Raw genomic sequence first — 13,963 nt, forward strand, 5'->3', positions numbered from 1 at the left:
CCACAGGGCGGCACGGACGCGTGGTGACGCGTCCGCCACCGTCAGCGGCGGCGCGCTTCCGCCATCCGCTGCTCGGCGATCCGGTCGGCCGCGGCGGCCGGCGGAATGCCGTCAGCCTTCGCACGTGCGAATATGGCCAGCGTGGTGTCGAAGATCTTCGACGCCTTGGCCTTGCACCGGTCGAAGTCGAAGCCGTGCAGCTCGTCGGCGACCTGGATGACCCCGCCCGCGTTCACCACGTAGTCGGGTGCGTACAGGATCGAGCGGTCCAGGAGGTCCTTCTCGACGCCGGGGTGCGCGAGCTGGTTGTTGGCCGCGCCGCACACCACCTTGGCCGTGAGCACCGCGACGCTGTCGTCCTTCAGCGCACCGCCGAGCGCGCACGGGGCGTAGATGTCGAGACCCTCGGTGCGGATCAGCGCCTCGGTGTCCGCGGCGACGGCGACGCCGGGGTGCTTCTCGGTGATCCGGCGTACGGATTCCTCCCGCACATCCGTGATCACGACCTCCGCGCCGTCCGAGAGCAGATGCTCGACCAGGTGGTGCCCGACCTTGCCGACCCCGGCGACCCCCACTTTTCGGCCACGCAGCGTCGGGTCGCCCCAGAGGTGCTGTGCCGAGGCCCGCATGCCCTGGAAGACGCCGAACGCGGTGAGGACGGAGGAGTCGCCGGCGCCGCCGTTCTCCGGGGAGCGGCCGGTGGTCCAGCGGCACTCGCGGGCGATGACGTCCATGTCGGTGACATAGGTGCCGACGTCGCAGGCGGTCACGTAGCGCCCGCCGAGCGAGGCCACGAACCGGCCGTAGGCCAGCAGCAGTTCCTCCGACTTGATCTGCTCGGGGTCGCCGATGATGACGGCCTTGCCGCCGCCGAGGTCGAGACCGGCCATGGCGTTCTTGTAGGACATGCCGCGCGCGAGGTTCAGCGCGTCAGCGACGGCCTCCTCCTCGGAGGCGTACGGATAGAAGCGGGTGCCGCCGAGGGCCGGGCCCAGGGCGGTGGAGTGGATGGCGATGACGGCCTTGAGGCCGCTGGCACGGTCCTGGCAGAGCACGACTTGCTCGTGGCCACCTTGTTCGGACTGGAACAGGGTGTGCAGGACGCCGTCGGTCAGATCGGTCACTGTGGTGACTCCCAAGTACGAAGCGGCGAGGACCCTCCTGAAGGTGGGGAGGGCCGCGGACCGGCCGACATGGCTGGTCCGACTGGGCAAGAGCGTAAGTCCTACCTGGACGTAGATCTGTTTCCGTGCCCAGGATCACCCCCCTGCGGAGTACAGGCGTGACACGATCTGCTGCATGTCGGTGGTGTCTTCGGTGCTCGTCCCCTATGCGTCCTACCTCCGGGTGTACGAGCCCCTGGCCGCCTTCCCGGAGCCCGAACGCGCCCACTGGTCCCGGTACGCCGGGCGGACCCGGAGACCCACGGCCCAGGACGAACTGCGCCGCTCGCTCGCCGACTTGGCTGCCACGCCGCCGGTCGCCGTGCCCGTGCACGAGAGCGCGGACGCCTTCGTCGCCGAGGTCGACGGGGTGGTGTGCGTCTGTCCGTGGCGGACCAGGCTGCGCGGCTGGCTGGCGCTGGAGGAGCTGGCGGAGATGTTCCCCGGGCCGGTACTCGACGCGGTGCTGCCGCCGGTGGTGCGGGGGCAGGCGGTCGCGGACCACGAGCGGTGGGCGGAGCGGAATCCGGACGCCAGGCCGTGGATCCGTACTTCGGTGTGGCAGGTGCCGGTGCGGTGGTTCGTGCTCTTCTCCGACGAGGAGCGGGAGTACGCGGCGGCGGACGACGGGGGTGCGGGGCCCGTGCTGCGCTACCGGACGCCGATGGTGCAGGCCCGTCGCCGGCTGGCCCGCGCCCTGAGGGCGCTGCGGGACTCGGTGGACGAGGGGCCGCTGACCGAGGGGCTCGTGGACGTGGGGCGCTGGCTGGAGGAGTTCCACCCCCGGGCGCTGGTCGAGCTGGACTACGCGGGCCTGGTGCACGCGCTGCCGGCGAAGGAGCTCGCCGGGGACCGGTCGGCCGCCGATGTGGCCGAGGGCATCGCGGCGCTGCAGGCCGGTGACCCGGAGGGGGCGAGCCAGGCGTACGGCCGGCTGGCCGAGCGCTGGCGGGCCGTGAGAGATCGTCAGTTCGCGAACTGAACGGGCGGTTTCTGCGTCTGTCCCTGTGTGCTGTGTGACGCGTGAGAACAAAGAGGCGGAACGGTACTCCTGTGGTCCTAGGACCTACGTCCCGAACCGGGCCTTTGCCTCAAGCGTGATGGATAGCACTAACTGGGCTCTTGCGCCCTTCCCTACTCCTCATGCCAAAATAGGACAAGGAGCCCGGGGAGGGCTCCATCCGTCCAACTAAGGGCGGAATGCTCTGCATTGCACTCTATGGGGGGTCTGATGGCTCCTGATCGCTCTGTGACTGATCGTCACGGCGGAGTGACTGTCCGCTATGGCATGGTCCATCGGCTTCCGTCGCTGATGAACACCTGGGAGGGCAATTCCATCGGTTTGGCCGACGCGGCTGGACGGATGGTGTAGTTGTAGTGCCGAGGACAAGCCGTTCGTCCTATAACCGACTCGGCCCGCGTCCGCCATTTCGGGCAACGCGGGTCAAGGTGCAGAATTTAGAGGAAAGAACCGAGATGGTTCGGTTCTCCCGAGGAGGCCGCTCATGACCGCTCGCACCCCTGATGCCGAGCCGCTGCTGACCCCGGCTGAGGTTGCCACGATGTTCCGCGTGGACCCGAAGACGGTTACCCGCTGGGCCAAGGCCGGCAAGCTCACGTCCATCCGCACGCTCGGTGGACATCGCCGGTACCGCGAGGCAGAGGTCCGCGCACTGCTTGCGGGTATTCCGCAGCAGCGCAGCGAGGCCTGACACACCCCCTGTCGCCGCAGAACAACCGGGCTTCCGGGTTCCCCAACCCGTACAGGCCCACCCATAGCTCCAAATGACGGGCGCCCGCCCCAACGGGCGCCATACCTGTGCAATACGGGTGCGTCGTTCGATCGCGCTGGACTCCGCCGGGTCCAGCGCGATCTTTTTTGTGCCTGCGCAGCTCCGCCCCGGGGCCGCGCGGGGCCCCGGGGCGGAGCGCCGGAAACCGCGCGTCCGGTCGGGTCCGTCCGGGGTGCCGTGCGGGCTTGTGCGGGTCTGTGCGGGACTGTTCCGGACTGACCGAGGGGGCCGGGCGAGCCCCGCTCACATGGTCCCGCGGTACTCCCGTCCGGGTGGTGCAATTGCACATATTAAATTCGCCAGTTGTAGGAAGGGTGTAAAGTCGTCCCTTCCCGAAAATCTTTCGGTGACTCCCGTCACACTGCGGGAGTCTTGCCAAGTACGAGCCTGCCACCGCCGGGAAGTGAAATGCCCCGCCATTGGTCACTCGCCCGAGGGGCTTTCGTCCTCGACCCCGGGGGTGCCCTCCAGGCGCTCTGTACGCGGGGCCGGCGGCTCGGGGACGGAATAGGTCCGGCGGGCCGTCGCGGGCTCCATGGCGAGCCGCAGGAGCCGATGGCAGACCGCGCAGCGGCGGGTGAGATGGGGACGGCCGGAAGAGGCGGCCAGATGGGCGCGCAGGAGCGCGCGGGTCTCGTGCGTGGCGGACGTCGTCATGCGCGCCACCTCCCGGTGGACCGCCGCCCCGCGCCGGGAAATCAGGGGCGGCCTCTGCTGTTTGAGTACTCGTCGGCGGTTGCCCGAGTCAAGACGCGCGAAAGCCCGGATCCAGAAGGATCCGGGCTTTCGTTACTGCGGTCCTGACGGGATTTGAACCCGCGGCCTCCACCTTGACAGGGTGGCGAGCACTCCAAACTGCTCCACAGGACCAGGTTTTCGCTGCCTTCCTTGCGGCTGGCTGCGAAACCAGACTGTACAGCAGGTCAGAGGGTGCGGTCGAACTCACCGTGGGTGGCGGCTCCGTCACGGTCGCGGAAGCTGCCCGTCCGGGGCCGTCTCACGGCGCCGCCGCGTCGATCGCCTTCACGATCCGCTTGTCGGAGACGGGGTACGCCGTCCCCAGCGCGTGGGCGAAATAGCTGACCCGGAGCTCCTCGATCATCCAGCGGATGTCCAGGACCTCCTGCGGTACGGGCCTGCCCTGCGGCATCTGTTCGAGCAGCCAGGCGTACTCGTCCTGCATCTCGTGGACCTTCTCCATGCGCGTGGTGTCGCGCTGGACGGCCGTCGGCATCTGCTGGAGCCGGCGGTCCACGGCGACCAGGTAGCGCATCAGGTCGGGCAGCCTGCGCAGCCCGGTCTTCGTGACGAACCCCGGCGGCATCAGGGCCGCGAGCTGGTCCCGGGCGTCGGTGACGTTGTTGACCAGGACCAGGCTGTTGGTGGCCTTCAGACGCCGCTCGCAGGCCTGCCAGGCGGCCAGCACCTGCTGGACCTGCTTGACCGTGTGCTCGGTCAGCGCGACGAGGTCGGTGCGCACCTTGTCGTACAGCTTCCGGAACGACTCCTCGTCCCAGGCCGGGCCGCCGTGCGCGCCGATCAGCCGGTCGGCGGCCGCCGTCGCGCAGTCCTCGAAGAGGGCCTGGATGGAGCCGTGCGGATTGCGGGACAGGGCCAGCTTCTGCTGGTTCGTCAGCTTGTCGGAGGCGAACTTCGCCGGGTTCACCGGGACGTTCAGCATGATCAGCTTCCGGGTGCCCAGCCACATCGCCTGCAACTGCTCGGCCTCGGTGTCGAAGAGCCGTACAGCCACGGTCGTGCCCTGGTCCACCAGCGCCGGGTACGCCTTCACCGGCTGACCCGCCCGGCGGGTCTCGAAGACACGGTTCAGCGTGCCGATCGTCCAGTCCGTGAGGCCCGAACGCTCGATGGACTCTCCCGAGGGCCCAGCGGTGGCCGCGGCGGCCTTGGAGAGCGCCTGACGGGCCTTCGGGCGCAGCTGGAGCTTCAGCGCCTCCAGGTCCTTGTCCTCGGACACCTTGCGGCGCCGCTCGTCGACGATCCGGAATGTGATCTTCAGGTGGTCCGGGACGCGGCTCAGGTCGAAGTCGTCGGCCGAGACCGGGACGCCGACCATCCGCTGGAGCTCCCGGGCCAGCGTGACCGGCAGCGGCTCCTGCAGCGGTACGGCCCGGTCCAGGAACTTGTCCGCGTAGTTCGGCGCGGGGACGTAGTGCCGGCGGATCGGCTTGGGCAGCGAGCGGATCAGCTCGGTGACCACCTCCTCCCGCAGGCCGGGGATCTGCCAGTCGAAGCCCTCGGCGGTGACCTGGTTGAGCACCTGGAGCGGGATGTGGACGGTCACGCCGTCGGCGTCCGCGCCGGGCTCGAACTGGTACGTGACCTTGAACTTCAGCTTCCCCTGGCGCCAGGAGTCCGGGTAGTCGTCCTTGGTGACGGCCCCGGCCTTCTCGTTGATGAGCATCGAGCGCTCGAAGTCCAGCGCGTCCGGCTCGTCCCGGCGCTTGTGCTTCCACCAGGAGTCGAAGTGCGCCCCGGAGACCACGTGCTCGGGGATCCGCTGGTCGTAGAAGTCGAAGAGCGTCTCGTCGTCCACGAGGATGTCGCGGCGCCGGGCGCGGTGCTCCAGCTCCTCGACCTCGCCGAGGAGCTTGCGGTTGTCGTGGAAGAACTGGTGGTGGGTGCGCCAGTCGCCCTCGACCAGGGCGTTGCGGATGAACAGATCGCGGGAGGTCTCGGCGTCGATCCGGCCGAAATTGATCTTGCGCTGGGCGACGATCGGCACCCCGTAGAGCGTGACCCGCTCGTACGCCATCACCGCTGCCTGGTCCTTCTCCCAGTGCGGCTCGCTGTAGGTGCGCTTCAGCAGGTGCTGGGCCAGCGGTTCGATCCACTCCGGCTCGACCTTGGCGTTGACCCGCGCCCACAGCCGGGACGTCTCGACCAGCTCGGCCGACATCACGAACCGCGGCTGCTTCTTGAAGAGCGCCGAACCGGGGAAAATCGCGAACTTGGCGCTGCGGGCGCCCAGGTACTCGTTCTTCTCGGTGTCCTTCAGCCCGATGTGCGAGAGCAGCCCGGCCAGCAGCGAGGTGTGCACCGACTGCTCGGGGGCGTCCTCCTCGTTGAGGTGGATGCCCATCTGTTTGGCGACCGTACGCAGCTGCGTGTAGATGTCCTGCCATTCGCGGATGCGCAGGAAGTTCAGATACTCCTGCTTGCACATCCGGCGGAAGCTGGACGAGCCGCGCTCCTTCTGCTGCTCGCGGATGTACCGCCACAGGTTCAGGAATGCCAGGAAGTCGGACGTCTCGTCCTTGAAGCGGGCGTGCTGCTGATCGGCCTGGGTCTGCTTCTCCGAGGGCCGCTCGCGCGGGTCCTGGATGGAGAGCGCGGAGGCGATGACCATGACCTCGCGGACACAGCCGTTGCGGTCGGCTTCGATGACCATGCGGGCCAGGCGCGGGTCGACGGGCAGCTGGGAGAGCTTGCGGCCGAGCTGGGTGAGCCGCTGCCCCTTCTTCCCCGCCTGGGGGGACTTCTCCTCCAGATCCAGCGCACCGAGCTCCTGGAGGAGCTGGACGCCGTCGCGGATGTTGCGGTGGTCCGGCGGGTCGATGAAGGGGAACTTCTCGATGTCGCCGAGGCCGGCCGCGGTCATCTGGAGGATGACGGAGGCCAGGTTCGTACGGAGGATCTCCGGGTCGGTGAACTCCGGACGGGTCAGGAAGTCGTCCTCGGAGTACAGCCGGATGCAGATGCCGTCCGACGTACGGCCGCAACGGCCCTTGCGCTGATTGGCGCTGGCCTGCGAGATCCGCTCGATCGGCAGCCGCTGGACCTTGGTGCGGTGGCTGTAGCGGGAGATCCGGGCGTTGCCCGGGTCGATCACGTACTTGATGCCGGGGACGGTCAGCGAGGTCTCGGCGACGTTGGTCGCCAGGACGATCCGGCGGACGATGCCGTTGGGGGTCCGCTGGAAGACGCGGTGCTGCTCGGCGTGCGACAGCCGGGCGTAGAGGGGGAGCACCTCGGTGTGACGGAGGTTGCGCTTGTTCAGCGCGTCCGCGGTGTCACGGATCTCCCGCTCGCCGGAGAGGAAGACCAGGATGTCGCCGGGTACCTCCGTCTGGAGCTCGTCCACGGCCTCGCAGATCGCGGTGATCTGGTCGCGGTCGGAGTCCTCGCCCTCCTCCTCCAGGAGCGGCCGGTACCGCACCTCGACCGGATACGTACGCCCGCTCACCTCGACGATCGGCGCCTCGCCGAAATGGCGCGCGAACCGCTCGGGGTCGATCGTCGCCGAGGTGATGACGACCTTCAGGTCCGGGCGCTTGGGCAGCAGCCTGGCCAGATAGCCCAGCAGGAAGTCGATGTTCAGCGACCGCTCGTGGGCCTCGTCGATGATGATCGTGTCGTAGGCGCGCAGCTCGCGGTCCGTCTGGATCTCGGCGAGCAGGATGCCGTCCGTCATCAGCTTCACGAACGTCGCGTCGGGGTTCACCTGGTCGGTGAAGCGGACCTTCCAGCCGACCGCCTCGCCCAGCCGCGTCTTCAGCTCGTCCGCGACGCGCTCGGCGACCGTACGGGCCGCGATCCGGCGCGGCTGGGTATGCCCGATCATGCCCCGGACACCGCGCCCCAGCTCCATGCAGATCTTCGGGATCTGCGTGGTCTTGCCGGAGCCGGTCTCCCCGGCGACGATCACGACCTGGTGGTCGCGTATCGCCTCCAGGATCTCGTCCTTCTTCTGACTGACCGGGAGCTGTTCCGGGTACGACAGGGCGGGCATCCGCGCGGCACGCAGCGAGAGCCGCTCGGTCGCCTTTGCGGCCTCGGCGGCGATCTCGTCGAGCACGGACTGCCTGGCCTCGGGCTTGCGGATACGGCGCGCCCCTTCGAGACGGCGGCCGAGCCGGTGCGCATCGCGGAGCGAGATCTCTCCGAGCCGGTTCTGGAGATCAGCGAAGGAAGTAGACATACGGAGCCCAGGATCTCACCCGGGCCCGACGAACGGCGAACATATTTCGTGCGGTCCGGGTCACCACCCGGGCACCACGCGGAGCCGCAGGATCACAGCACGTACCATTTCGGGCAGCTGACCACCCGTTGCCCCTGTCCGGAAAGGCCGGTCGCCGTGTCCCGTACGCAGTGGTGCTGCCTGACGGCGGTGCTCGCGGTGGTGCTCGGGCTGTTCTGCGGACCGGCGACGGCGGTGACCGGCGGCGGTGCCCTGCCCGCTGCCATGGTCGTGACCGCCACCACGGTCGGCTCGGACGGCCCTGCGGACACGGACGCCCCGGTGGTGGCGACGGACTCCGACCGGCACCCGACGCCGGGATGCGGCAGGACGAGGAAGCCCGACGACACGCCCGCGCTCCCGGGCCGGGCCCGTGCCGCGTACGACCAGGCCCCCGGCCTCGCCGAGTGGGGCCTGCCCGCCGCCACCGGGCCCGGACCGGTCCACCCACCCGTGCGGCTGAAGCTGCGCACCCCCGCGTCCGCCGCCCCCACTCCCGTCGAACTCTCCGTGCTGAGGGTGTAGCCGGCCCGCCCGCCCGGCCACCCTCTTCCCTTCCGCCTCACCAGCACGGAGTTCCGCATGCCCAAGTCCCCGTCCACGTCCTCGCGCAAGCCCGCTTCCAGGAAGCCGGTGATCTACGGCGCCGGAGTCGTCCTCGCCGCCGCCCTGTTCGGCTTCGTCTCCTACAAGGCCACCGCCCCGGACCACTCGGGTCCCGGTTCCTCCTCGGTCGCCGATGTCACCGCCGACCCGGACGCCGGCGTCTACCCGGAGCTGGCGAAGCTCGCCCGCCGCGACGCCGGCGACGGACTCGCGCAGGGCCGCGCCGACGCACCCGTGGTCCTCATCGAGTACGCCGACTTCAAGTGCGGCTACTGCGGCAAGTTCGCCCGCGACACCGAACCCGCGCTGGTCAAGAAGTACGTGGACAACGGCACCCTGCGCATCGAGTGGCGCAACTTCCCGATCTTCGGCGCCGAGTCCGAGGCCGCCGCCCGCGCCGCCTGGGCCGCCGGGCAGCAGGACCGCTTCTGGCAGTTCCACGCCGCCGCGTACGCCGAGGGAGCCAAGGAGAAGGGGTTCGGCAAGGACCGCCTGAAGGAACTCGCCCGGCAGGCCGGAGTCGCGGACCTCGACCGGTTCGCCCGCGACGCGGACAGCGCCGCCGCCTCCGCCGCCGTCGGCAAGGACCAGGAACAGGGGTACGGAATCGGCGCGACGTCCACCCCGTCGTTCCTGATCAACGGCCGCCCGATCGCCGGGGCCCAGCCCATGGAGACCTTCACCTCGGCCATCGAGGCGGCGGCCGAGCAGGCCCGCAAAACCGATGACGCCAAGAGCAGCAAGGACGCCGGGAGCGGCAAGGGCTCCCAGGGCTCCGGGGGCGATGCGAAGTGACCGCTGACCTCGGCTACTTCGCGGCCTTCCTGGGCGGGCTGCTCGCCCTGGTCAGCCCGTGCAGCGCGCTGCTGCTGCCCGCCTTCTTCGCCTACTCCATCGATTCCGCCTCGCGCCTGCTGGCCCGTACCGGCATCTTCTACGCCGGTCTGGCCACCACCCTGGTGCCGCTCGGCGCCGCCGGCTCGTACGCCGGACGGCTCTTCTACCAGCACCGCGACGCGCTGGTCCTCGGCGCGGGCTGGCTGATCATCGCGCTCGGCATCGCGCAGATCATCGGCCTGGGCTTCGCCTCCCGCCGGATCGCCGCCCTCAGCGGCCGGATCCGCCCGACCACCGCCGTATCGGTCTACGCGCTGGGCGCCGTCTACGGACTGGCCGGCTTCTGCGCGGGCCCGATCCTCGGCAGCGTCCTCACCGTGGCGGCGGTCAGCGGCAGCCCGGTCTACGGCGGACTGCTGCTCGCGGTCTACGCCCTGGGCATGGCGGTCCCGCTCTTCCTGCTCGCACTGCTCTGGGAGCGTTTCGACCTGGGCCGACGGGCCTGGCTGCGCGGCCGCGCCTTCCGGCTGGGCCGTTTCGAGCTGCACACCACGACCCTGCTGTCCGGGCTCTTCTTCATCGCGCTCGGCGCGCTGTTCCTCGCGTACGACGGGACGACGGCGCTGCCCGGACTGCTGGACGTGGACGATTCGTTCGCCGTGGAGCAGTGGGCCCAGCGCATCGGCGAGCACGTGCCGGATGCCATGGCGCTGGTGGCCGTGGTCGCGGTGGTGCTGCTGGTTCTGGCGGTACGGGCGTGGCGCGGCCGTGCGGGCGTGAACCCGGCGGACCGGGAAGAGGTCTGACACGGCGAAGGCCCCGTCCGGTGGACGGGGCCTTCGGGTGGTGGCTGGGGCCGGGATCGAACCGGCGACCTATCGCTTTTCAGGCGATCGCTCGTACCAACTGAGCTACCCAGCCACGCAGCTCATAAGGGCTGCAGCGGTCCTGACGGGATTTGAACCCGCGGCCTCCACCTTGACAGGGTGGCGAGCACTCCAAACTGCTCCACAGGACCAAGCTAATGTGCGAGACAAGTCTCGCACACGGTTAAGCGTGCCCCCAACGGGATTCGAACCCGTGCTACCGCCTTGAAAGGGCGGCGTCCTGGGCCACTAGACGATGAGGGCTAAGGGCCCACCTGCGCGCTTTCCAGCGCGTCGGGGACGTGAGAAGCATATGGGATGGCGGCGGCTATCGCCAAAACGGTTTACCGCGAGCACCCGGCAGGGGTGCGCGCCCCGTCGCGGAGACGTTCGTACGGGCCGTCCGGACCGCAGCGCAGGGACCGTCGGTACGGGACAATGACGGGGTGCTGGAGATGACGCGCGAAGAGTTCGAAGAACTGGTCGCCGAGGCGCTGGACCGGATCCCGCCGGAGCTGACGCGGCTGATGGACAACGTCGCGGTGTTCGTCGAGGACGAGCCCGACCCGGGGGATCCCGAGCTGCTCGGGCTGTACGAGGGGACGCCGCTCACCGATCGCGGTGAGTGGTACGCGGGGGTGCTGCCGGACCGGATCACCATCTACCGCGGGCCGACCCTCCGGATGTGCGAGTCCCGCGAGGACGTCGTCGCCGAGACCGAGATCACGGTCGTCCACGAGATCGCCCACCACTTCGGTATCGACGACGCGAGGCTGCACGCGCTCGGCTACGGGTGAGCGGACCGCTCCCCGCCGGAGCCGCAGCCCGCTCGGTGGTGTGCGTGCGGAAACGCCGTGGGAGGCGTGCGGATGGTGTGGGGGACGGGAGTGGGGCGTGTCCCCGGTGGGGCAAAGGGAGTTGGGCACGGAGGCCCCCTCTTCTCCCGTACCGCTCCGCCCGCTCTTCGTACCCCCGGAGGTGCCTCTCGTGCGCCAGTTGTCCGTCCCTGTCCGATGGGTGGCCGTCGTCGCCGCGACGGTCGCCGCGTCCACCGGCTGCATGAGCATCGGCGACGGCGGGGGGAAACCGGCACCGTCGCCCTCTTTGTCGCCCGAGCACGCAGGGAGCGCCGCCCGGCCCGACGGCGGCACCGTGGCGGGTACCGGCAGGGTCCGTGGTGGTGGCCGGGCCGAGGCGCACTCCGAACGGGAGGCCGCCGAGTCGCCGGAGCCGAGCGGCTCGGCCGGGGCCCCGGCCGCCCCCGGTGACGTACGGCCGGGCGGGGAGCAGGGCGGGGGCGCCGAGCCGGGACCCGGTGGTCCGGTGCCGACGCCCTCCGCCTCGCAGCCCGTTCCCGAGGTGCCGGAGCAGCCCGATCCGCCCGCGCCGTCCGGGCCGGCGACCCCCGAGCCGCCGGAAACGCCAGAGCCGGAGCCCTCCGAGGCGTCGCCGGAGCCGTCCGCCTCGCCGGCCGCTCAGGTCCGCAATGAGGCGATGGGGACGTCGGGGGTGTCGAGTCCGCTGCGGACTCCCGACGTATCGCCGCAGGTGGGGCCGGTCTAGCGGGGGGTGGGAGAGGGCCGGTTTGCGCGATGTGGGGTGGAGTGCGTATGGTAGTAGATCGTTTGATCCCATTGCCCGGCGCCGAAACAGAAGCGCGCCGTGTGGCGCGTACTCTCCCTTGCCGTGGCTGGACCGCATTGAGGCGGTCGAAATTGCGAATCACGGAGTTACGGGCGCGTGCCGAGACTCCGGAAGGTTTCGCATTTCGCATGTCAATTTCCAGTTCTGACCACACCGTCATGCCCGAGAACATCGAGAACGACGAGCTCGTCGAGGCCGCAGAGGCCGTGATCGCCGAGTCCGCCGGTTCCATCGAGGCGGACGCCCCCCAGGCCGAGCAGGCCGACATCGACTCCGCCGAGGCCGACGCGGACGCCGAGCCGACCATCACCTTCGCCGACCTGGGCCTGCCCGAGGGCATCGTCCGCAAGCTCGCGCAGAACGGTGTGACGGCGCCCTTCCCGATCCAGGCCGCGACCATCCCGGACGCCCTGGCCGGCAAGGACATCCTGGGCCGTGGCCGTACCGGCTCCGGCAAGACCCTCTCCTTCGGTCTGCCGACCCTGGCCACGCTGGCCGGCGGCCACACCGAGAAGAAGAAGCCCCGCGCGGTCATCCTCACCCCGACCCGTGAGCTCGCGATGCAGGTCGCGGACGCGCTCCAGCCGTACGGCGACGTGCTCGGCCTGAAGATGAAGGTCGTCTGCGGCGGTACGTCGATGGGCAACCAGATCTACGCGCTGGAGCGCGGTGTCGACATCCTCGTCGCCACCCCGGGCCGGCTGCGCGACATCATCAACCGGGGCGCCTGCTCCCTGGAGAACGTCCAGGTCGCCGTCCTCGACGAGGCCGACCAGATGTCCGACCTGGGCTTCCTGCCCGAGGTCACCGAGCTGCTCGACCAGGTTCCGGTCGGCGGTCAGCGCATGCTCTTCTCCGCCACGATGGAGAACGAGATCGGCACGCTGGTCAAGCGCTACCTGGACAACCCGGTGAGCCACGAGGTCGACAGCGCCCAGGGCAACGTCACCACCATGACGCACCACGTCCTCGTCGTGAAGCCGAAGGACAAGGCGCCGGTCACCTCCGCCATCGCCGCCCGCAAGGGCCGCACCATCATCTTCGTCCGCACCCAGCTGGGCGCCGACCGCATCGCCGAGCAGCTCGTCGAGGCGGGCGTCAAGGCGGACGCGCTGCACGGCGGCATGACGCAGGGCGCCCGTACCCGGGTGCTCGCCGACTTCAAGGACGGCTACGTCAACGCGCTCGTCGCGACCGACGTCGCCGCCCGCGGCATCCACGTGGACGGCATCGACCTGGTGCTGAACGTGGACCCGGCCGGTGACCACAAGGACTACCTGCACCGCTCGGGCCGTACCGCCCGCGCCGGCAAGTCCGGTGTCGTCGTCTCGCTGGCGCTGCCGCACCAGCGCCGTCAGATCTTCCGCCTGATGGAGGACGCGGGCGTCGACGCCTCGCGCCACATCGTCGGCGGCGCGGGCGCCTTCGACCCGGAGGTCGCCGAGATCACCGGTGCCCGTTCGCTGACCGAGGTCCAGGCCGACTCCGCGAACAACGCCGCCAAGCAGGCCGAGCGCGAGGTCGCCGACCTGACCAAGCAGCTGGAGCGAGTCCAGCGCCGCGCCGGTGAGCTGCGCGAGGAGGCCGACCGCCTCGTCGCCCGTGCCGCCCGCGAGCGGGGCGACGACCCCGAGGCCGCCGTGGCCGAGGTCGCCGCCGAGGCGGAGGCCGCGATCGAGGCCGCCGTCTCCGTGCCGGAGCAGCCCGCCGCCCGTGACGACCGTCGCGACGACCGGGGCAACTTCGACCGCCGGGACAGCCGTGGCGGCGACCGCGGTGGCTACCGCTCCAACGACCGCCGGGACGACCGCGGTGGTGACCGTGGTGGCTTCCAGCGTCGTGACGACCGTTCGTCCGGTGGCTTCCGCCGTGACAACGACCGTCCGTCGTTCAACCGGGACCGTCGCGACGACCGTCCGTCCGGTGGCTTCCGCTCCAACGACCGTCGTGACGACCGTGGCGGCCGCTCCTTCGACCGCCGTGACAACGACCGTCCGTCGTTCAACCGGGACCGTCGCGACGACCGTCCGTCCGGTGGCTTCCGCTCCAACGACCGTCGTGACGACCGTGGCG

General features: G+C 70.1%; 11 protein-coding genes and 4 tRNA genes. 8 read left to right on the forward strand and 7 right to left on the reverse strand.

The genetic code is table 11. The features are described 5' to 3' along the window. Positions 1-41: 41 nt before the first annotated feature. Positions 42-1,124, reverse strand: a complete 1,083-nt coding sequence (locus ACIRJP_RS21165) for a Leu/Phe/Val dehydrogenase (RefSeq protein ID WP_404176196.1) — start codon at positions 1,122-1,124, stop codon at positions 42-44. A gap of 175 nt (positions 1,125-1,299) precedes the next feature. Between ACIRJP_RS21165 and ACIRJP_RS21170 the strand changes: the two genes are divergently transcribed. Both ACIRJP_RS21170 and bldC read left to right on the forward strand, forming a co-directional pair. Beyond that, a complete protein-coding gene (locus ACIRJP_RS21170) occupies positions 1,300-2,145 on the forward strand; it encodes a hypothetical protein (protein ID WP_404176199.1) in 846 nt (281 codons plus the stop codon). Between the two features lie 523 nt (positions 2,146-2,668). Then, positions 2,669-2,875, forward strand: coding sequence for a developmental transcriptional regulator BldC (gene bldC, locus ACIRJP_RS21175; protein ID WP_003949541.1), 207 nt, complete (start codon positions 2,669-2,671; stop codon positions 2,873-2,875). Positions 2,876-3,379: 504 nt separating this feature from the next. Here the strand turns inward: bldC and ACIRJP_RS21180 are convergent. From ACIRJP_RS21180 to hrpA, 3 genes are all read right to left on the reverse strand, one after another. Continuing rightward, a complete protein-coding gene (locus tag ACIRJP_RS21180; protein ID WP_404176202.1) occupies positions 3,380-3,613 on the reverse strand; it encodes a DUF6274 family protein in 234 nt (77 codons plus the stop codon). A 138-nt stretch (positions 3,614-3,751) separates the two neighbouring features. Beyond that, positions 3,752-3,826 (reverse strand) — tRNA-Asp (locus ACIRJP_RS21185). 127 nt (positions 3,827-3,953) lie between these two features. Beyond that, positions 3,954-7,898, reverse strand: coding sequence for an ATP-dependent RNA helicase HrpA (gene hrpA / locus ACIRJP_RS21190; protein ID WP_404176205.1), 3,945 nt, complete (start codon positions 7,896-7,898; stop codon positions 3,954-3,956). A 156-nt stretch (positions 7,899-8,054) separates the two neighbouring features. Here hrpA and ACIRJP_RS21195 point away from each other — a divergent pair, with 156 nt between their 5' ends. Genes ACIRJP_RS21195 through ACIRJP_RS21205 form a run of 3 tightly spaced genes read left to right on the forward strand, consistent with a single transcriptional unit; the run spans position 8,055 to position 10,186 of the window. Continuing rightward, the gene (locus tag ACIRJP_RS21195) at positions 8,055-8,462 is read left to right on the forward strand and encodes a hypothetical protein (RefSeq protein ID WP_404176209.1); all 408 of its coding nucleotides are present in this window, start codon (positions 8,055-8,057) and stop codon (positions 8,460-8,462) included. A gap of 57 nt (positions 8,463-8,519) precedes the next feature. Next, a complete protein-coding gene (locus ACIRJP_RS21200) occupies positions 8,520-9,338 on the forward strand; it encodes a DsbA family protein (protein WP_404176212.1) in 819 nt (272 codons plus the stop codon). Beyond that, positions 9,335-10,186 carry a cytochrome c biogenesis CcdA family protein gene (locus ACIRJP_RS21205; protein WP_404176215.1) on the forward strand — a complete coding sequence of 284 codons (852 nt, stop codon included), beginning with the start codon at positions 9,335-9,337 and terminating at the stop codon, positions 10,184-10,186. Before ACIRJP_RS21200 ends, ACIRJP_RS21205 begins: the two co-directional genes overlap by 4 nt. Positions 10,187-10,224: 38 nt before the next feature. Here ACIRJP_RS21205 and ACIRJP_RS21210 read toward each other — a convergent pair. The 3 genes from ACIRJP_RS21210 to ACIRJP_RS21220 all read right to left on the reverse strand — a co-directional run bounded on the left by ACIRJP_RS21210 (position 10,225) and on the right by ACIRJP_RS21220 (position 10,510). Beyond that, positions 10,225-10,301: transfer RNA gene (locus ACIRJP_RS21210), tRNA-Phe, on the reverse strand. A 22-nt stretch (positions 10,302-10,323) separates the two neighbouring features. Continuing rightward, positions 10,324-10,398: transfer RNA gene (locus ACIRJP_RS21215), tRNA-Asp, on the reverse strand. Positions 10,399-10,437: 39 nt separating this feature from the next. Further along, positions 10,438-10,510 (reverse strand) — tRNA-Glu (locus tag ACIRJP_RS21220). 182 nt (positions 10,511-10,692) lie between these two features. Between ACIRJP_RS21220 and ACIRJP_RS21225 the strand changes: the two genes are divergently transcribed. The 3 genes from ACIRJP_RS21225 to ACIRJP_RS21235 all read left to right on the forward strand — a co-directional run. Beyond that, a complete protein-coding gene (locus tag ACIRJP_RS21225; RefSeq protein ID WP_206433537.1) occupies positions 10,693-11,043 on the forward strand; it encodes a metallopeptidase family protein in 351 nt (116 codons plus the stop codon). Positions 11,044-11,233: 190 nt separating this feature from the next. Beyond that, the gene (locus tag ACIRJP_RS21230; RefSeq protein WP_404176218.1) at positions 11,234-11,809 is read left to right on the forward strand and encodes a hypothetical protein; all 576 of its coding nucleotides are present in this window, start codon (positions 11,234-11,236) and stop codon (positions 11,807-11,809) included. A 239-nt stretch (positions 11,810-12,048) separates the two neighbouring features. Beyond that, positions 12,049-13,963: DEAD/DEAH box helicase (locus ACIRJP_RS21235; protein ID WP_404176221.1), on the forward strand; the 1,915-nt coding region annotated here is incomplete at its 3' end.

Origin of the sequence: Streptomyces sp. NPDC102437 (assembly GCF_044765565.1) — a bacterium.
Taxonomy (GTDB): Bacteria; Actinomycetota; Actinomycetes; order Streptomycetales; family Streptomycetaceae; genus Streptomyces.

Bases quoted from the DNA above. Each gene is read 5' to 3' on its own strand.
- ACIRJP_RS21170 (WP_404176199.1), top strand. From the start codon at position 1,300: ATGTCGGTGGTGTCTTCGGTGCTCGTCCCCTATGCGTCCTACCTCCGG.
- bldC (WP_003949541.1), top strand. From the start codon at position 2,669: ATGACCGCTCGCACCCCTGATGCCGAGCCGCTGCTGACCCCGGCTGAG.
- ACIRJP_RS21180 (WP_404176202.1), bottom strand. From the start codon at position 3,613: ATGACGACGTCCGCCACGCACGAGACCCGCGCGCTCCTGCGCGCCCAT.
- hrpA (WP_404176205.1), bottom strand. From the start codon at position 7,898: ATGTCTACTTCCTTCGCTGATCTCCAGAACCGGCTCGGAGAGATCTCG.
- ACIRJP_RS21200 (WP_404176212.1), top strand. From the start codon at position 8,520: ATGCCCAAGTCCCCGTCCACGTCCTCGCGCAAGCCCGCTTCCAGGAAG.